The organism is Clostridium sp. HBUAS56017, assembly GCF_007115085.1.
Lineage (GTDB): Bacteria > Bacillota > Clostridia > Clostridiales > Clostridiaceae > Clostridium > Clostridium cibarium.
Genome location: NZ_SULK01000030.1, coordinates 16,958 through 37,338, shown reverse-complemented (window position 1 = coordinate 37,338; position 20,381 = coordinate 16,958). Strand labels below are relative to the sequence as shown.

At 29.7% G+C, this 20,381-nt stretch carries 14 protein-coding genes; 1 reads left to right on the top strand and 13 read right to left on the bottom strand.

Going from position 1 to position 20,381, the window contains the following annotated elements:
- Window positions 1-191 precede the first annotated feature (191 nt).
- The 5 genes from FAY47_RS18285 to FAY47_RS18265 all read right to left on the bottom strand — a co-directional run bounded on the left by FAY47_RS18285 (window position 192) and on the right by FAY47_RS18265 (window position 5,982).
- On the bottom strand, window positions 192-1,262 hold the full coding sequence (locus tag FAY47_RS18285; protein ID WP_143318369.1) for a C40 family peptidase: 1,071 nt from the start codon (window positions 1,260-1,262) through the stop codon (window positions 192-194).
- A gap of 183 nt (window positions 1,263-1,445) precedes the next feature.
- Window positions 1,446-3,440 (bottom strand): ABC transporter permease, encoded by a 1,995-nt coding sequence (locus tag FAY47_RS18280; protein ID WP_143318368.1) that lies wholly within the window; start codon window positions 3,438-3,440, stop codon window positions 1,446-1,448.
- On the bottom strand, window positions 3,430-4,200 hold the full coding sequence (locus FAY47_RS18275) for an ABC transporter ATP-binding protein (RefSeq protein WP_143318367.1): 771 nt from the start codon (window positions 4,198-4,200) through the stop codon (window positions 3,430-3,432). The genes FAY47_RS18280 and FAY47_RS18275 overlap by 11 nt, the downstream gene beginning before the upstream one ends.
- A 103-nt stretch (window positions 4,201-4,303) precedes the next feature.
- Entirely contained in the window at window positions 4,304-5,317 is a 1,014-nt protein-coding gene (locus tag FAY47_RS18270) for a sensor histidine kinase (RefSeq protein ID WP_143318366.1), read from the bottom strand.
- Window positions 5,314-5,982, bottom strand: a complete 669-nt coding sequence (locus FAY47_RS18265) for a response regulator transcription factor (protein WP_143318365.1) — start codon at window positions 5,980-5,982, stop codon at window positions 5,314-5,316. The genes FAY47_RS18270 and FAY47_RS18265 overlap by 4 nt, the downstream gene beginning before the upstream one ends.
- Before the next feature lie 256 nt (window positions 5,983-6,238).
- Between FAY47_RS18265 and FAY47_RS18260 the strand changes: the two genes are divergently transcribed.
- Window positions 6,239-9,040, top strand: coding sequence for a dockerin type I domain-containing protein (locus FAY47_RS18260; RefSeq protein ID WP_143318364.1), 2,802 nt, complete (start codon window positions 6,239-6,241; stop codon window positions 9,038-9,040).
- A 62-nt stretch (window positions 9,041-9,102) separates the two neighbouring features.
- Here the strand turns inward: FAY47_RS18260 and cls are convergent, their stop codons facing one another.
- The 8 genes from cls to FAY47_RS18220 form a co-directional block, all read right to left on the bottom strand.
- The gene (cls, locus tag FAY47_RS18255; protein ID WP_143318363.1) at window positions 9,103-10,638 is read right to left on the bottom strand and encodes a cardiolipin synthase; all 1,536 of its coding nucleotides are present in this window, start codon (window positions 10,636-10,638) and stop codon (window positions 9,103-9,105) included.
- 67 nt (window positions 10,639-10,705) lie between these two features.
- Entirely contained in the window at window positions 10,706-12,583 is a 1,878-nt protein-coding gene (locus FAY47_RS18250) for an N-acetylmuramoyl-L-alanine amidase (protein ID WP_143318362.1), read from the bottom strand.
- A 215-nt stretch (window positions 12,584-12,798) separates the two neighbouring features.
- The gene (hydG, locus tag FAY47_RS18245; RefSeq protein WP_143318361.1) at window positions 12,799-14,175 is read right to left on the bottom strand and encodes a [FeFe] hydrogenase H-cluster radical SAM maturase HydG; all 1,377 of its coding nucleotides are present in this window, start codon (window positions 14,173-14,175) and stop codon (window positions 12,799-12,801) included.
- Entirely contained in the window at window positions 14,175-15,227 is a 1,053-nt protein-coding gene (gene hydE / locus FAY47_RS18240; RefSeq protein WP_143318370.1) for a [FeFe] hydrogenase H-cluster radical SAM maturase HydE, read from the bottom strand. Before hydE ends, hydG begins: the two co-directional genes overlap by 1 nt.
- 10 nt (window positions 15,228-15,237) lie before the next feature.
- The gene (locus FAY47_RS18235; RefSeq protein WP_143318360.1) at window positions 15,238-15,486 is read right to left on the bottom strand and encodes a TM1266 family iron-only hydrogenase system putative regulator; all 249 of its coding nucleotides are present in this window, start codon (window positions 15,484-15,486) and stop codon (window positions 15,238-15,240) included.
- Window positions 15,487-15,743: 257 nt separating this feature from the next.
- Window positions 15,744-17,042: an MFS transporter gene (locus FAY47_RS18230; protein ID WP_143318359.1), complete on the bottom strand. Its 1,299-nt coding sequence runs from the start codon at window positions 17,040-17,042 to the stop codon at window positions 15,744-15,746.
- Between the two features lie 11 nt (window positions 17,043-17,053).
- Window positions 17,054-18,358 carry an ectonucleotide pyrophosphatase/phosphodiesterase gene (locus FAY47_RS18225; protein ID WP_143318358.1) on the bottom strand — a complete coding sequence of 435 codons (1,305 nt, stop codon included), beginning with the start codon at window positions 18,356-18,358 and terminating at the stop codon, window positions 17,054-17,056.
- Window positions 18,359-18,439: 81 nt separating this feature from the next.
- Window positions 18,440-20,380 (bottom strand): TetM/TetW/TetO/TetS family tetracycline resistance ribosomal protection protein, encoded by a 1,941-nt coding sequence (locus tag FAY47_RS18220; protein ID WP_143318357.1) that lies wholly within the window; start codon window positions 20,378-20,380, stop codon window positions 18,440-18,442.
- Between the last annotated feature and the right edge of the window lies 1 nt (window position 20,381).

Here is a 20,381-nt window from a genome sequence, read left to right as displayed (position 1 = left end):
CCTTGTCTTAAGCTAATGGTTGGCACTATCAACCCCCATATCGGACTTTCACCGACTAGTACGTGTCCATGCTGGGCACACATAAAGAAAAGCTATTCAATTTAAATGTAATATTGAATAGCTTATTTTTATAAATAATTATTAAATTGTATATATCAAATTAACTATATATCCTACTTCCATACTTAATTCTATAAAACTCTTCTTGCTGTAATATAATCTTTTCTCGTCATAGGTGATATTTTTAATACATCGCCTGTTTGTGGTGAATGAATATATGTATTGTTTCCTATATAAATCCCCATATGAGTAGGATCATTATTCTTCCCAAAAAATACAAGATCACCAGCTTGTAATTCTCCCTTTGATACAGCATATCCATCATTTATTTGATTATAGGTAGTTCTACCAAGTTTTATTCCAAAATGAGCAAATACATATTGAGTAAAACCAGAACAATCAAATCCAGTAGAAGGATTTGTTCCTCCCCAAAGATAAGGAATTCCAATGAAATTGCTAGCATAAGCTATAATATTTTGGCCAGATGCAGAAGAACCTACTCCTCTTGTAGCTTTTGGTGCTTCTTTCCTTACTTCATTGATAACACTACTCACCAATTCATTTGATTCATCAGTTCTAGCTGTTAACAATCTTTCTTTAGCCTTCATTTCATTAATAAGGCTCTTTTGATTTTCTTTATTACTATTTAAATTTGCTAATTTATTTTCATTTTCAAAATTTAAAGCACTTATTTTACTATGTTTTTCTTCAAGTTCAGATTTTTCTATTTCTACTTTTTCTTTATTATTTTTTAATTCATCTATAATTTTTTTATCCATAGTAGCTATTTTCTTGATAGCTGAAATTCTTGATACAAAATCACTAAGGCTTTTAGATTCAAAAATGACTTTAAAATAATCTAAATTCCCATTCATATAAGCTAATTTTAATCTATTATCAAGTATTTCTTGTTTCTCAACTGACTCTTTCTCTATCTGTTCTATTTTTCCCTTCGAATTATTTATTTCGTTTTCAATTGTTTTTATGTTACTTTTATTATTTTCAACGTCCATCATGAATTTTTCAATCTGGTTATCAAGTTTTTCAATACTTAACTCAATTTCTTCTCTTTTGTCTTTGACCTCCTCTAATTGACTTTGATCAGTTTGTGTTCCATTTGATACTGGAATAGCACTTACTGAAGCTTGAGTTGCCATAATAATGGTAACAGCAAGAAAAACTGTTCTAATGGTATTTTTCATTTATATCGCTCCTTTTTATAGAGTAATACCTTTTCTCTTTTTTAAAGTTATTTCAGATAATATAGTAAAAATGTGAAGAAGATATGAAGAAATCTATGAATTGCTAAAAAGGAGGAAATTACTAATTAGAAGCAAGGAAAATACAGGAGATATCTCCTGTATTTTTTAATATAATGGCCTAATTTAAACTCTATTTCTAACTATGTTCTTTGCTGCCAAGTAGGTAGCTAAGAAATAACCACCATATACAATAACTAAAAATGCTCCACTAATACAAATAAGATCACTAATTTTACTACAAGATCCAAACATTTTAACAATAGCCATAGATATTTTTAATCCCACAATTGAGTGAATAATAGCTAGAATAAGTGGCAATAAAAAATATATTCCTATTTGTTTAAATATAGATTTATATATAGTTTTATTATCCACTCCTATTTTCCTTAAAAGATTATATCTCTCAATATTATCATCTGATTCCGAAAGTTGTTGTATTGCTAATACTGCTGCTGAAGCAATAATAAAGATTAGTCCAAGATATAGTCCTAAGTAAGCCATTGATACTGCCATTCCCTGTGATCCACCTTTAATATCCTTGTCAGTTGCATAAAAGAAAGTTCCATCTGGAGCTGCTGATATTATTTTGTCTAAATCACTCCTAAGACTATCCTCTAAGCTACTCTCCTTATTCTTTAGATCAAAATTTAAAAATGAATTATATATTGGTTGATTATTTATTATAGTATCATCTACAACAATAGTAGAACAATTATTTTTAATTACAGAGTTACAAAAAGTCTTATCAATAACCTTATAATTAGCAGGTGCTAGAGTTTTTCCTCCTATCACTATCTTTTTATTATCCTTTAAAACATTTTCAATAGGTTTCAGCAAATCAACAATATCACTATTCACTAAATACTGGTCCTTATTTAAAGTTACAGGATTTTCACCTATCAAAGAAAGTTCTTTATTAAAATCTGAAAGCTTCATTATAGGTATATTTTGATCAGTTGCTATTGGATAATAATTTTTCATTATATCGTCTGAATCCGTTCCTATAAATCCACTATATTTTAAATTGTCAGTGTAAGTATGATAATAATGATATTCATCAGTATACTTACTAAAATCAAACTTGTTTTCCTCAAGCACATTATAAAAATCAGAGCCTCTATATGAATATATACATACATTATGTGGTGTTAAATCTTTTATCTCTTCATTTAACGCCTTATTTATTTGCAACCCACCTGATAGGGTACAAATGGATATAAATAGCATTAAGCATATAAATGACATAGAAACAAATGTAGTATTTACCTTACTGTTTATCTGTCTTAACAAAAACATATTCAATTCTTTAAGATAAATCCTTTTACTATTCTGCAAAACCTTTAGCAAAAATCCAGAAAGGCTCATAAAAAATAATACAGTTCCAATAGCCCCTAGTATAACTGAAATTAGAACCTTACTATCTAACTTATTAATTCCATACTTAAGCATAATATAGTAAGCTGCGCCTATACATATAACACTTATCATAAATATTATTACAGATATCCATATATTTTTTATTTTAACACTTTCACTCTTTTTAGATGCATTCAATAAATTAATTAATCTAATTCTTTTTATTGATGTTGTATTAAATAAGGCTACTATAATATATATTCCTCCAAATGATAATATAGCTTTAATGGCTGCATTACTTGAAAAAATAAATTCAAAACTTTTTAAATTAACTTCAAACATTTTCGCTGTTACTATGGATAAACCTTGAGATGCAAAAACTCCAAGTGCTAGTCCAAATCCAAGAGATATTATGCCTATAAGCAACGTTTCCATGAATAGTACCTTAGCTATATTACTCCTATCCATTCCTAGTACCATATATATGCCTAACTCTTTTTTTCTCCTTTTAACTAGATAATTATTAGCATATATAATCAAGAAAGCCAAAATAAAAGTTATAAATACAGATGCAATTCCCATAACCATAGTAACTGACTTAAATGCATTTTCACTTATCTCATCTAGGTTTAGCATTGCTTTTTGAGATTCAATAGAATTAAATATATAAAACAAACATACAGAAAAAATTAAAGTCAAGAAATATATAGCATAATCCTTAAGACTTCTACGCATATTTCTAAAAGCTAGTTTAGAATACATCTCTTTGGTCACCTCCAAGGAGAGTTACCACTTCTATGATCCTATTAAAAAACTCTTTTCTGCTATCTTTTCCTCTAATTAATTCATTAAATATTCTGCCATCTTTAATAAACATAATCCTTTTTGCATAACTTGCTGAAAAAGCATCGTGGGTAACCATCATTATAGTTGCATTTAGCTGTTCATTTAAATGTACTAGAGACTGAAGTAGCATTTTAGCCGATTTAGAATCTAATGCTCCTGTAGGCTCATCAGCTAAAATCATTTTAGGATTAGTTACTATAGCTCTTGCTGCAGCAACTCTTTGTTTTTGTCCCCCTGATATTTCATATGGAAATTTATAAAGTATATCTGTTATATTTAGCTTTACAGCTACATCTTTAACTTTATTATCTATAGTACTTGGATCCACCTTACATATTGTTAGAGCTAATGCTATATTTTCATAAGCATTTAATGTATCCAAAAGATTAAAGTCTTGAAAAATAAATCCAAGTTCCTCTCGTCTAAATTTAGATAATTTCTTTTCCTTAAATTTTGTTATATCTTCATTCCCTATTAATATATTTCCACTAGTTACATTATCTATAGTTGAAATACAGTTTAGCAAAGTAGTTTTACCACTCCCTGATGCCCCCATTATCGCAACATACTCTCCTTTTTCAACAGTAAAACTTATATCATTAATTGCCTTAGTAACATTTCCCCTTGTTCCATAAAACTTTTGGATATTTACTACTTTTAATATTTCATCTGACATATTATTTCCTCCTTTATCTTATAGGTTAATGTTACCTTTTTCCATTTTACTGTACCATAACTTTAAGTGACAACTACCTTACATTTTTGTCACTTATATTTTGCTATTCAAATATCATCATGTCATTTTTAGAGAACAATATAGAGACTCTTGTACCTTTCCCTTCCTTTGAGTCTATGGATATGCTAAGTCCTAACCTTATGCATAACTTTTTACACAAATATAACCCAATACCTGTAGATCCTTTAAACTGCCTACCATTTTCTCCTGTATAGCCCTTGTCAAAAGCTTTAAGTAGTGCTTTTTCATTCATACCTATCCCATTATCTATTATGTTTAAAACTAACGATTCCTCTACTTCTTCACAAGAAAAACACAAAGAATTATGCTCTTTATTAAAGTATTTAATAGAATTTGATAAAATCTGATGAATTATAAAATCAACCCATTTTTTATCTGTATAAACTTCATAGTTTAAGTTTTCCTTACTAACTTTTACAGATTTAGCTATAAGCTCTTTCGAACTCCTTTTTATAGATGAATTTACAATCTCCTCTAAGCTTAATCTGTTAATTATAAAGTCCTTTTCAACTGCTGCACTTCTAGCATAAAACAATGCTTGTTCAATATATTCTTCTATCTTGTCTATTTCTTCTTCTATACTTGTAAGCTGAGGATTACGATTATTTTCAATTATAAGCTTAGAAGAAGCAATAGGATTTTTTACTTCATGTACCCAAAGTTCAATATATTCTTTATAATCCTTGTTTTCAATTTCTACTTTTGCTATAGCATCATTCATAGATTTATTGCATTCTTTTAATATATTGTAAAATGCTTTTTCCTCATCTTTTTCAGGTCTAGAAACCACCTCACTTAGCAAATATTTTTCATCTAAACCTTCTAAACTTCTATTTAATTCCTTTAAGAAAGCAGATTTTCTGCAATATTCGTAAAATAATAAAGATATATTAGATATTAAGAATAATGAGCAGCTAAATATAATGGCAAAGAAGTCTACCTTCAAAGTATCAAGTAATTTATAAACTAAACCTATTATCAAAAAACTTCCAATCAAAAATCCTATTCTTTCAAACAAAAATAACTTTAACTTCATTTTAATATATACCCTTGTCCTCTCTTTGTTTGTATAAATTCACTAGCTCCTATAGATTCAAGTTTTTTTCTTAAACGATTTATATTTACCGTCAAAGTATTATCATCAACAAATTCATCTGATTGCCATAAAAAATCCATAATTTCATTTCTAGATACTATAGCACCTTTTTTCTTCATTAAAATATTCAGAATTTTACTTTCATTTTTTGTCAGCTCAATTTCATTATTATTATATCTCATGGAACTATTTGAAATGTTAAAGATTAATCCATTATAAGACAGTAAATCTGTGTCAGAATTATGATAAGCCCTTTTAAGAATAGACGCTATTCTAGCTAATAATATATGAGTATTGTATGGTTTTGTTATAAAATCATCTGCTCCAAGATTCATGCTCATAAGCTCATCAATTTCACTTTGCCTACTTGTAACAACAATTATTGGAACATTTGATTGTTTTCTTATTTCACGACAGATATAATAACCATCGTAATATGGAAGGTTTATATCTAAAAGTATTAGGTGAACTTCTGATTTTAAAACAATATCAATTATATTTTCAAAATCACTTGAAAAATCACAAGCATAACCATACCTTTCTAAAAAAGTCGATAATTCTCGCCTAATTTTCTCATCATCCTCAATAATGAAAATTTTCTCCATTTATAAAAACAGCTCCTTTTTCTTCTATTATTTCTTAATATAACAAATTATTAAATAATAAACAAATTGCAGCTAAAAACTTTTCTAGGAAAACTAATTAAATTCATATCGTCATTTATTTTAATAAAGTTATTTATATTTGTGTTTTTTTTACTTTATATTTACTTTATTACATTTTCTGCATTACAATGAATACTATACATAATATTTTACAAATATGTATAAAAACATAAACTAGGAGAGGGGTTTAATAATTATGCTATTAAATTCAAAAAAAGTAAAAAGTTTGTGCACCTTTGGCCTAACGCTTGCCTTAATGTGCTCAAATATACCAGCTGTTTCAGCAAAAGATTTCCAAGATGGAGAGACAAATGAATACATAGGCGGGCTAAAAGGTCCTTCAGTAGAAGAAGAAAATTGGATCAAAGAAAATATGATTGAAACAAAAAGCGTTCTTCCAAACAAATCTGCCATAGAAAGAATTAACAAATCTAGAGAGAGCAAGGGTTTAAATCCAAAAACTAACCTCAAAACTGCAAATTTTGGACAAGAAGTAAGCCCAGCAGATTCATCAGATAAAACTACTCTCTCTGAAAGTAATTTATCTATAGCTGCATATACTGATGGCAACTCTTTATCTACTGACACTCTTACATCTTCTGATTTTCCAGTATCTGTAGATAACTCAACATCTAAGTATTATCCTGGTGAAGAAACTCAAGGGTCAATTGGTTCTTGTTCTGCAATGTCATCAACTTATTATCAAGCTAGTTATATGACAGCTTTAGCTAGAAATTGGGATTTAAAATCAGATAAAAATTATTCAAAAAAACTTTCTCCAAAATGGACTTATAATTTTATAAACTCCGGTATGGATGAAGGATCAAGCACATCAGAAGCATATACCCTTTTAAAAGAACAAGGAGCAGCTACATGGAATGACTTTCCATATGATGGGCACGGTTCTGTTTCAAAAAATTATCTTGAATGGGCTGGAAACCCAAAGGTTTGGGAAAATGCAGCAAATAACAGAATTGATAAAACTGGAGTTGTAAGAATATGGGATGAGACAAACACTCCTGTAAAAAGTGAAACTGATTCTAATTTAGATAATATTAAAAAACTTTTACTAAATGGATACATTCTAGTAATTAATTATTCTAGTGCTAGTACTAAAATGACAAAAATATCAAATAACACAGATTCAACTGCCGATGATGCTTATGTTGGAGAAACTATATCTTATATGGTTAATGGTTCTAAAGGAGGGCATGGACAAGCTATTGTTGGATATAATGATGCTATTTGGACAGATATAGATGGTGATGGAAGTGTAGATCCTGGCGAAAAAGGTGCATTTAAACTTCAAGGTGGCACTTGGATAAGCTATGATGCTTTAAATACTGTATCTGCAGTGCCAGGTCTCCCAGCTGATAAGAACAGAACTAATTGTTTTTGGTATAATAACTCAGCATTTTGGTTAACAGCAAGAACTTCATATACACCTAAATTGCTTGGTGAAGTAACTATTAACCATGCAAAAAGAGATCAATTACAATATCAAATAGGTTATTCAGAAACAACTTCAAGTGACCCAACTATAACTTGGACTCCTAATATATTAAATAAAGAAAATGGAGCCGTCTCATTTAACGGCACTGATGGTGCAGCTTATGGTACAGTTGTAATAGACTATACTAACCTTATGGAACTTAATAGTAACATAAATTTCAGTGATAAGACTAAGAGATGGTATATGAGAATTACAGATAAAACTGCTGATGACAATGCTGCTGTAATTAAAGATTTTAGACTAGTAGATCCAGCAACAGGCTATATAACTTATTATAATGGCCCATCCAGCACTATAGATAATTCAACTGTAACCTTAAGTATTGACTACGCATTAGGAACTCCAAAACCTTCTGTAGCTCCCCCAACTTTCAGTATTAATCCAGGCACATATAAGTATGCAAAGAATTTGACAATAACTACCGAAACACCAAATGCAACTATAAGATATACTACGAATGGGGAAACTCCTACTACATCTTCTGCCGCTTATGAAGGACCTATAAGTGTTTATGGCAACATGTATTTTAGAGCAGCATTAGAAGTAGATGGTAAAATCGTGGAAAATACTATGACAAATGCTTATTACAATGCAGGACATAAGATTGGTGATGTAAATGGTGATGGTGAACTAAATGTTTTAGATGCAATGTATATAAATAAATACATTGCTAAAACAATAACCAACTTTCCTGTAAGTGACGGTATATCTATTGCTGATGTAAATGCTGATGGCGTTATAGATTCAACTGATAGCAATTTAGCAGGATCGGACAATACAGATTCTCTAAAAAAATATATAAATACTCATCTAGTTGGAGATGTTAACGATGATGAAAGAATAGATAATACTGATGTACTTCTTATAAACAAATATTTAACCAAAGGAACAGCTTTACCTGTTGATAATGCCTTATGGGCAGCTGATGTAAATGGAGATAATGCCATAACCTCCGCTGATGCTGATTTAATAACCCAATTTTCTGAAGGAACTATTTCCATTTTTCCTAAAGCTCATCATATTTACAAATTAGGTGATGTAAATGGTGATGGTAAAATAAATGTTTTAGATATAGCACACATGCAAAAATACATTACCGGAGCAATACCTACCTTAAATGTGCCAGATGATTTATGGACAGGGGATCTAAATGGAGATTGCGTAATAGACTCTTCAGACTTGGCTATACTTAAAAAATTTGTTTTAAGTTATGATGGATCACATTATATTCAAAAAGAAAGAATTGTTCATAATATTGGAGATGCATATGGTGAGAATGAAATAAGTTTATCAACTTATGCTCTTATACAAAGAATTGCACGTGGAACAGATAGTGAATATCCTTGTACTGATATTTTATGGACTTGTGATGTAAATGGGGATGGTATAATAGATGCATCGGATGCTTCACTAGTACGAGAATATCTATTTGCACAAAGAACAACCTTCCCCAAAAGCTCAATGACTCCTATTACAGTTTCTTAATATGCTAATTTATATCTAAAATAAAAAATCTCTAAAGCATTTATTTGCTTTAGAGATTTTTCTTACATCAGAGGTGCCAATAATTTTAATATTGATCTAAGAAATCTATTAGACCATTTTATCTTTTTTGTATCCTCTAAAGTAATTCTTTGGCTTATTTCTAACATATTTAAATAGTCTTTCTTAATTTGCATAACTGATTTAGTTTTATATAAAAACACACCACATTCAAAGTGTAAATAAAGACTTCGATAATCAAGATTAATCGTACCTACTGTTCCTACTGAATCATCTGATACAAATGTTTTTGAATGAATGAAACCTGGTGTATACTCATATATCTTTATCCCAGCCATAATAAGTTGAGCGTAATATGCTCTTGTTACAATATGGGCATACCATTTATCTTCAATGTGTGGAGTTAATATTCTAACATCAACTCCACTTTTAGCTGCTAATGTTAAAGCTGTTATTAACTCATTATCAATAATCAAATAAGGTGTACTTATATAAACATATTCCTTTGCTTTATTTATTATATTTAAATAAACATTCTCCCCTACTAATTCATCATCGTAAGGACTATCCCCATATGGCTGTACAAAACCATCATCTATAAACTCATCCTCTACATGAACTTCTGGTCTATATTTTTCATAATCGATCTCTTCTTTAGTTATAAACTTCCACACCTGTAAAAACATCATGGTAAAGCTCCATACTGCATCCCCTTTAATCATTACAGCTGCATCTTTCCAGTGACCAAATCTCACTATTTCATTTATATATTCATCAGCTATATTAATTCCACCAGTAAATGCAGTATGTCCATCTATAACTGTGATTTTTCTATGATCTCTATTATTCATTACTGAAGACAAAACTGGTACTAATTGATTAAATACAACTGTTTTAATGCCAAGCTTCCCAAGTTCTTCATAATATTTATTTGGCAGTGTTTTTATGCAACCAATATCATCATATATTATTCTTACATCAACACCTTCTTTAACTTTTTCAATTAATATTTCAAGTATTGTATTCCACATATTACCTGTGTGAATTATAAAGTATTCCATAAATATATAATGTTTTGCTTTTCTTAATTCGCATATTAATTTTTCATAAAAATCTTCTCCTGGTGAAAGATATTCAGAAGATGTTCTTTTATATATTGGAAAAGTAGATAAATTATTTATGTATTTAATTTGATTTGCTATAGATTTATCTGTAGCTTCAATTTCCTTTATTATGTTTTCATCTTGATTAAGCAAATCTACAATTTCATAATTAGTAGATTCGATTTGCTTTTTTAATATCCTACCAATTTTATTTCCACCAAACAATAAATATAATAATCCTCCAAAGACCGGAACTAAAAGCACTGGTACTGCCCAAGCTAACTTATATGATGGATTATCTGTTCTACTTATTATGTAGATCATTATTAATAAACTTAGTATGATAGAAAAAACATATAAATATATAAAAGATTCACTAAGTTTTATTACTCCTAATGCTAAAATAGTCAACTGCAAAATCAACAAAGCTCCTGTAATGACTATTCTACCAAATAGTACTTCTAATACTTTTCTCATTATATTTCCCCTATGCATAGTATAATATTTGCCTCTATTATAACATAAAGAAATTAAAAACCATTATTTACTCTATAGAATTTTCAATTCCTTTAACTATGGACTTAGCTAGCTCCGCCTGATAATCATTGTTTATTATTTTATTAAAAGATACTGGATTATCAATGTAACCAACTTCAACTAAAACCGAAGGATTCTCTCTTTCTAGAGTTACTGTATAATAATTGTATTTACTTCCTCTATTATATTCTCCTTTATTTTTTTTAAAAAGAACATTATTGTAACATTCTGCTAGACTTTCATTTATATTTTTAGAATAGCTTTCAGAATATGGAGTAAAATAATAGCTTTCAGTTGCATTATATTTTCCGGAACCACCTGAATTATTATGAATTGAAAGATACAGATCAGCATCATTTTCTCTAGCCTTACCTCCTCTTTCCTTTAATGGATAGGCAGTATTTTCTGTATCTAATCTTATAACATTTGCTCCCTTTTCCTTTAACTGTCCTTCAATTAGCTTTGACATTTGTACATTTATTATATTCTCATTTATATGATTGAATCCTAATGCACCAGGATCCAACTTGCTATTTTCTATTAATCCATGTCCTGGATCTAAAACAATTGTCATATCTTTTAATGACTTCTTCTTATTTTTGAATTTAAATATAAGATTTCCCTCTTCATCGTAATAAGCCCTATGACCAATATACCTATCTTTTAATTTTAGACTTAAATATTTTTCATTATTCGAAACACTTGCTTCTTTAATTAAAGGATTATCTTCTAAATTAATTTCATCATTAATGCTATTAGCATAATCAAAGTAAATTTTCATTTCATCTAAATCATAATTATCTATACTATAATCTTGATTTTCAATGTCTTTAAATCCTGCATTTTCCGCTTTAAATGTATATGGCGCCTTGGAGCTTTCTTTTATTTTTAGTATTGTACTATTATTCTCCTCATATATTGATATATTTGATATCTCATTACCATTATTCACTTTGGTAACGGCCAAATCCATATCTTCAGCTTTAATTCTCTTATTTGAGGCTAGATTATAGTACTCTTTGTCATCTATTATAACCTTTGATGTTATATAATCCTCAGTTCCCTTTGCTAAAGGATAAACTTCATTTAACGGAACAACTGAAGTTGTTTTACTATCATAAACAAGGGCACTTTCTTTATTAATTATTCCGTATTTTTTTTCTCTTTCTTTAGTATTTAGTACTACTTCTCCCCCCTCTTTACTTTCTTCTTTCCCTTCAAAAGAACTATGTATTACAATATGACCTAAGCTGGTCTTACTATTTACTTCTTCCGTAAGTAAATCTCCTGTAAAGGTTGCGTATGTAGTTCCTCTAGCTGAAATATATTCATCTGACTCTACCTGATTAAACTCTATACGCTTTCCATTAAGCTCTGCATATGCTTTTGATCCACTATATAATTTAGCTGTTATTGTTATTTTTGTGCCACCTTCAACGCTTAAAATTTTTGCTGGAGTAATTGAATCTATAATCTGAAATTTCCTAATCACCTCATAATTTACAACTTTATCTCCTAAAGTAAATTGAAATGAATTAATTCCAATCTTCAATGGCACTTCTTTTACAAAGTTTCCTGTATAATATACTTGAATATTTTCATTATTTAACTTTAACTCTTTATTTGGATCTGACATTCCTAGAAAAGTTATATGCTCTTCACTTGTGCTTGTTTTTCTCTCAAGAGGTCTTACTATTTCTATGTCATTTTCTAATGGTTTAATTGCCAACTTATCTTTAACTTCTGTTACTTCTGAAATATCAGCACTTGCGATTTTAGCTTCTTTATCATCTTTCCCTTTTATAGTTAATACTAAAAGAAAAGCTGCTACACAAAAACAAAGAAAGGCAATAACTAATATTCTTTTATCTTTGATGTATTTCATTTAAACACCCCCAACATAGTTTACCAAAAAAGTATATAAAATAATATGTTTTTCTATATTGCTTACAAACAGAATTTATACTTATTATTTCCATTAATTTAGTCTAAATACATGAAAAAAGTGATGGAATTATAACCACCACTTTTTTATATAATTATTTTCAAAAAACAAATTTATTTATATTTGATGTTTTGGTGTACTATTCATTAGTTCTACTAAACATATAAATCTCTTGTTCCATTTTTAAGCTTTTCTAAATTTTCTAGGAACATTTCTCTAATATCATCTCTTTTTATATCTTTAGCAAGTGTTCTAACTAACTTTTCAGCCTTTTCTTTAAATTCGTCATCTCCATAATCTAAAGCATATTCCATTAATGTTGACATAGCATTAGGTTCACATACATATTGGATGTTACCTGACTTTGCTAGTCTCATAAATCTTTCGCCAGTTCTACCTTTTCTATAACAAGCAGTACAATAACTTGGTATATATCCATCATCTATAAGTTCATTTAATATTTCAATAGGACTTCTTTCGTCACTTGTCTTAAACTGAGGAACTTCATTACCTTCTTCTCTTTCTTTATATCCACCAACACCAGTACTAGAACCAGCACTCATTTGAGATATTCCATACCTTAATAATTCTCTTCTCATATCTGCATCTTCTCTAGTAGATATAATCATTCCTGTAAATGGTACTGCGATTCTAATTATAGCAACTAACTTTTTAAACAACTCGTCATCTACTAAATGTGGGAATTGTTTTAATGAAACCCCCTTTGCTGGTCTAAGTCTTGGAACAGATATTGTGTGGAAACCTACCCCATACTTTTCTTCAAGATGTTCATTATGAATCATAAGTCCTAGAACTTCAAACTTAGGATCAGCGAGTCCAAATAAAACCCCTGCTCCAACATCATCGATTCCAGCTTCCATCGCTCTATCAAAAGCTGTTAAATGATATTCGTAGTCATTTTTCATACAATTTGGATGCATTTTTTTATAACTTGGTTCATGATAAGTTTCTTGGAATAAGATATATGTTCCTATACCAGCTTCCTTAAGCATCTTATATTCTTCAACAGTTGTTGCTGCTATATTTACATTTACTCTTCTAATCTCACCGTTATCTCTTTGAGTATTATAAATTGTCTTAAGTGTTTCTAGAACATATTCGATTGGAGCATTAACTGGATCTTCTCCAAGTTCTAGCGCAAGTCTTTTATGTCCCATTTTTTCTAAAATCCTTACTTCTTCAGCTACTTCTTCTTGTGTAAGCTTTCTTCTTTTAAACGTATTACAGCTATGATAACCACAATAAACACAGTTATTTACGCAATAGTCACTTACATATAATGGAGCAAATAATACTATTCTCTTTCCATAAATATCTTTCTTTATCTGTCCAGCAATTTCATACATCTTTTTTAGCTGATCTTTATCTTCAACTTGAAGCAAAACTGCTATATCTTTATGATTTAATCCTTCTCTCTTTTCTGCTTTATCTAGGACAGCTTGGACGTCTTCTGCTGTTGCCAATTTTGATTCTTCTAATAAATTTTCTATATATTTTTCATTAATAAACATTACATTTCTCTCCTCTGCCACTTAATATTGTCACCTCTTGTAACTTCTACTTCAAATCCTGACCTATTAATTCTTCCTTCAATGCAATTTCTACATTCAGCTGCTTCATCACCTGTACATATTTTCCCATCGTATAAGGCATATTTATCTCTAACTCTTGTTGGAGATAAATTAGGCATAACTACATTTCCTCCAGCTTTAAGTCCTTGCTCCCTTCCTAGTGGATGAACACTTCCCAATGCTGTAGTTGCCGGCAACAATACATTTGGTAATAATAATCTTATTATACCGAGTAAAGTAGTTGTTGCTTCTAATGTGCCTCCTTCTTCCTTTCCAAGTGGAGTATCTTTTTGAGGAATAAAAGGACCTATTCCGCACATTTCAGGATCTAATTCTTTTATATACAATAAATCTTTAACTAAATCTTCATTGGTCTGGTTAGGCAGCCCAACCATAAAACCTGCTCCTATTTGATATCCTATCTTCTTTAAATCACTTAAACATTTTCTTCTATTTTCAAAGCTGGCACCTGGATGAAGATTTTCATAAAGCTCCTTTGAAGCAGTTTCATGTCTTAAAAGATATCTATCCGCTCCAGCTTTAAACATCTTTTCATAGGATTCATAACTTCTTTCTCCTAGAGATAAAGTAATAGCATTATTAGGATACTTTGCTTTGATACTTTTAATAATGTCTATCATCACTTCATCTGTAAAATAAGGATCTTCACCGCCTTGAAGAACATAAGTCTTATAACCTAACCTGTCACCTATATCCGCGCATTCTAAGATATCTTCTTTAGTTAGTCTATATCTATCAGCTTTAGCATTCTTTGCCCTAATACCGCAATACATACAATTTCTCACGCAGTAATTAGTGAACTCTATTAAGCCTCTTAAGTATACCTTTTTTCCATAAACCCTTAATCTAATTTCATTTGATTTTTCTATTAGATATTTTTTAGAATCATCATCTATATTATTTAGTACAAATAGTAATTCCTCTTCTGTTGCATTATTAGTTTTGTAAAGCTTATCTATAATTCCATAAATATCCAAAAGGTTAAACCTCCTTCTTTGCAATTGATGTCTTTACTGTTACACCTTTAACATTTCCAAGTTTACCTGTTAGACTATTAATATCATCTAAATCTCCTGTTACTGTTAGAGAAATAACTGAAATACCTTCCTCAAAAGGAATTCCCATACGGCCCCTAACACTTCCTCTAAAATCTGCGACTATCTCATTAAATTTGCTCTGACAGTCTCTTGGTTCTTCTAATATGGCACTTATTACTGCTATTTTACTCATTTTTACCTCCTAGAACTCAAAAAGAGGACTCCTAATCTTACAAAGGAGACCTCTTAAATTTATACACAAAATACAAACCTAGTTTGCCTAGGCTAATTATCTCATTAAATTTGATCTCTTCCAGATTAGATTCTTCTTTTCTGTTAGAAAATATACATAATTCTTGCTCTTCTTTAAAGAATCTTCTCTAAAGAAAAGCTTTGTTTGATTATAACATAAATAGAATTAAAATAATAGATTAAATCTTATTATTGATGTTAGCATTTTTCTAATTTATTGTTAATAGCTACCATATCTGAATCCTTTGAATGTTCGGTATTGCATTCAACTTGACTTAATATAACTCCACCTATTAAAAATAATATTACCAAGCTTATTAATCCTTTATTTGTTTCACCTGTAACTTGAGTTACTATTCCCACTAAAGCTGGCCCCATTATTGCTGCAAATTTTCCAAAGATATTATAAAACCCAAAAAACTCATTTGATTTACTCTTAGGCACTAGTTTTGCAAAATAGCTTCTGGATATAGCTTGAATTCCCCCTTGAGCAGAGCCAACTGCCATAGCTAAAATCCAAAAATCCAAAGCTGTTTTTATAAAATATGCATATATGCAAATTGTGGTGTAAGTTATTATTCCAACAAAAAGCATTTTTTTAGTTCCAACCTTTTTAGCTAGCTTTCCATAAATAAGAGTAAAAGGTACTGCTACAAATTGTGTTAATAATAGTATTATAAGTAACGAAGTCATAGAAATACCTAAATCAGTTCCATAAGAAGTTGCCATATTTATTATGGTATCTACTCCATCTATATAGAAAAAATATGCAATCAAGAAAATAAATATGTTTTTATGACTTTTTATATTTTTAAAAGTTTCAATAATTCTTTTAAAAGAATTAACAACTATCTTAGGTTCTTTTTCAATATAGTATTTTTGATTAACATTTTTAAGTAATGGCAAAGTGAATATTCCCCACCATAGAGCTGTAATTAGAAATGTAATTTTACAAGACAAAGAAAGTGAAAACGGGATTACTTCTTTTTGAGAAAGTAACACTATAATTATAGAAATTACAAATGGTATGGTGCTACCTACATAACCAAGAGCAAAACCTGAAGCTGATACCTTATCCATTCTGCTTTCATCAGTAACATCTACTAAAAATGAATCATAAAAAATATTTGCACCTGAAAAACCTACCACAGTAAAAGCATACATAATGAGTAAAATTAATGGTTTATCTGAGGGAACCATAGCTAAACATAATGTTGAAATTACTCCTAGAGTAAAAAATAATTTAAAGAAATTCTTCTTATATCCCTTATAGTCAGCTATAGCTCCAAGTATTGGAGCAAGAATTGATACAATTAGAGTTGATATAGATACTGCATAGCCCCAGTACGCAGTTGAATCTGTTAAAGGAACTCCGCCTTCTTGGGCTGCTAATTTGAAATAGATCGGCAATATAGTTGAGGTTATTATCATAGAATAAGCAGAGTTTCCCCAATCATAAAAGGCCCAGCTTTTTTCTTCCTTGTTTAAGCTTTTCATACTTTCACTCCTTATAATTCAAGGATTTCTTCTACTACTTCTCCGTCAGTGTCTTTAAGGTCTACTCCTAAAATCCTCGCTAGTGTTGGTCCGTGATTTATTAGTTTTCCTTCTTTAACAACTATTCCTTTTTTAAAATCTTTACCTCTACCTATGAAAAATGTACCATAGTTCTCCTTTTTAGGAGAATAACCATGTATACCTCTATATCTATGCGGTACAATTCCCACTTCATCTTCCTTTATTTCCTCCAATACATCTCCTAAAATATCATCAACAAAATAAAAGCCTCTGCTTCCTTCTAACATGAAGCTCGCATTAATATCTGCTCCTACTTTCTCTATTTCATCATCTTTTAAAATAAATTCAATAGGTTTTTCTTTCATTTTTACAACATCTTCCAGGAGGTTTTCTACTTCTCTTTTAACATCTAAATCTTTAGGATTATTTAAATATATATATGCAGATCCATCTAAACTTTTGCAAATTGCCTTATAAGACTTAAACTTCCCATCTTTAGTACATGTAATTAACCCTTGCTCTCTAAACAAAGAATTTAATTTAATTATTTTATTTGCATCTATTGCACTATGATCCCCTAATGCTATTATGTTAGTTTCATCATAAATACCTTTATTCTTTAGGATTTTAATTATTTCCCCTAATCTAATATCATGCCTAACTATCCCATCCATAGCTTCTCTACTTTTATAGCCATAATGGTGTCTATTTGTATCAACATCAGTAAAATGAATTAGCATAAGATCTGGTGTATATTCTTCAATAACATATTTAGCTGATTCTATTACAAAGTTGTCAAGAGCAGGTTGTGAAATGCCTTTTCTAAGATGACCAAATTTTTTGTTTAATTTAAGTTGAAATAGTAAAGATCCTGAAGTTCCTGACTGAATATATTGATTATGATAAGGCTTTGTTTTAAATATTTCAGTAAGGTTATAGTCTATTTTGCTTTTACCTGTTACCGGCCACAAAAGCGAACATACCTTAAGCCCATTTTCTTTTGCTAAGTCATATATTGTTTCACCTTTTATATACTTTCTATACCAGTACCAATTAGGGCTAAAATCCCCTTTTTTAAATATAGTATTATCAACTATTCCATGGTTTTTAGGATATTTTCCAGTTACTATAGTTGCATGTGCTGGGTAAGTTAGCGTTGGATAAATAGATTCAACATCTTTAATTAAAGAGCCTTCTTCCATTAACCTTTTAAAATTCGGCAATTTCTTCATTATAGCTAAGTCATCTGAAGAAACAGCGTCAAAAGAAATTATTATCATATACTTACCTTTCATTTTTTCATCTCCTTAATTCTTATCTTAACCAAACTTTGTTAAATCCAATTGATGCCTTATTAAATGCATTTTAAATCTATGTTAAGTTATAATTTCACAATGCATTTTCTCATCAGCCATATCCCATTTTACTAAATAACCTTCACCTTTTGAACAAAATATCGAAGTAGACGTATATTCTATATCACTATTTTTATCATAATTAAATTCCTCTATTACTTCGCTTTCATCATGGCAAACATCATATCCATCAAATACCAAATTAATAGTTCCTTTACCTTTGGTAAAAGCAACTATTTCGCTACTATAATCCATAAAAGTTTTAACAGGACCTCTTCCCATAATAGTAACTATACCTTCATTAATTTCATAAGGTTCAAAGCTTCCCTTATATTTTTGTATATCAGATAATACTCTTCCGATATGCTCATCTTTAACTACAATCTTAAACTTATAATATGGTTCTAAAAGTATATTATTTGCCTTTTCTAAGCCTTGTCTTAATGCTCTAAAAGTAGCTTCCCTGAAATCACCACCACTAGTATGTTTTAAATGCGCTCTCCCTGTTAATAGAGTAATTTTCACATCAGTTAGAGAAGATCCTGTTAAAATGCCGTGATGCTCTCTTTCAAATATATGAGTCTTAATGAGGTTTTGATGACCAATATTTAAGTCATCTGCTTTACATTTGTTTTGGAAATGTATACCAGTATTTCTCTTTCCTGGCTCCAGTTTTAAATGCACCTCAGCATAGTGTCTTAATGGCTCAAAATGACCACTACCTATAACAGTTGTAGTTATAGTTTCTTTATATAAAATTTTACAAGGTCCAAATTCAATATTTAAGCTAAATCTATCCTTTAACACTTCTTTTAATACCTCTAATTGAATTTTGCCCATAATATTTATATGTATTTCTTGTAGTTTTTCATTCCATATAACATTTAATGCAGGATCTTCTTCATCTAATATTTTAAATACAGCAAGTACATCCTTTACATTTAATGCTTTATCATATATAACCTTTGAAGTTAAGGTTGGAACCATTTCATAAGTAATATCTTCATTTATATCTCCTATTCCTTGACCTGCTGAAACTTCTGTAAGACCTGTTACCGCAAATACATCGCCAGCACTAATGCTCTCCTGTATTACGCCTTTATTTCCGTTAAAAATCTTAATTGAAGTAACTTTATTTGTATTCCCTTCAAAAGTAAATTCATCTCTAACCTTTAACCTCCCACCTAATGATTTAATAAAAGTTATTCTATTACCCTTTTCATCATATCTAATTTTGTATACTCTACCCTTAAAATTACCTTCTTCACTATATTTTGTAATAGTAAGACTCTCTAAAGCTTCTAAAAACTCTGAAATACCTATGTCTTGAAGTGCAGATCCTTCAAAACATGGAAATGCCTTTTCATCTTTAATCAATTTTTTAAATAACTCTAAAAGTTCATCTTTCTCTATTGAACCCTCTAAATATTTTTCAAGGAACTTTTCATCCTTTTCACATAAAAATTCAACTACATTCTCATTTTCTAAAAAATCACCTTCTAAAAAGCAAACATCCTTAGTAAAGTTTCTTTTAATTTCATCTAATACCCTATCTCTATCATATCCAACTCTATCCATCTTATTAATAAAAAAGAAGGTTGGTATATTATATTTTCTAAGTAAATTCCAAACTGTTTCAGTATGTCCTTCTATTCCCTCTACTCCACTTACTATAACTATGGCATAATCCATTATTGCAATAGCTCTTTCCATCTCAGAAGAAAAATCTACATGCCCTGGAGTATCTACTAAATAATATGTAGAACTACCTAATTTAAAGGTAGCTTGTTCAGAAAAAATTGTTATTCCTCTCTCTCTTTCAATACTGTTGCTATCTAAAAAAGAATTTTTATGATCAACCCTTCCAAGGCTTCTTATAGAATTAGTATGATAGAGAATTTCCTCAGAAAATGTTGTTTTGCCAGCATCAACATGAGCAAGAATTCCTATTGTTTTTTTCATC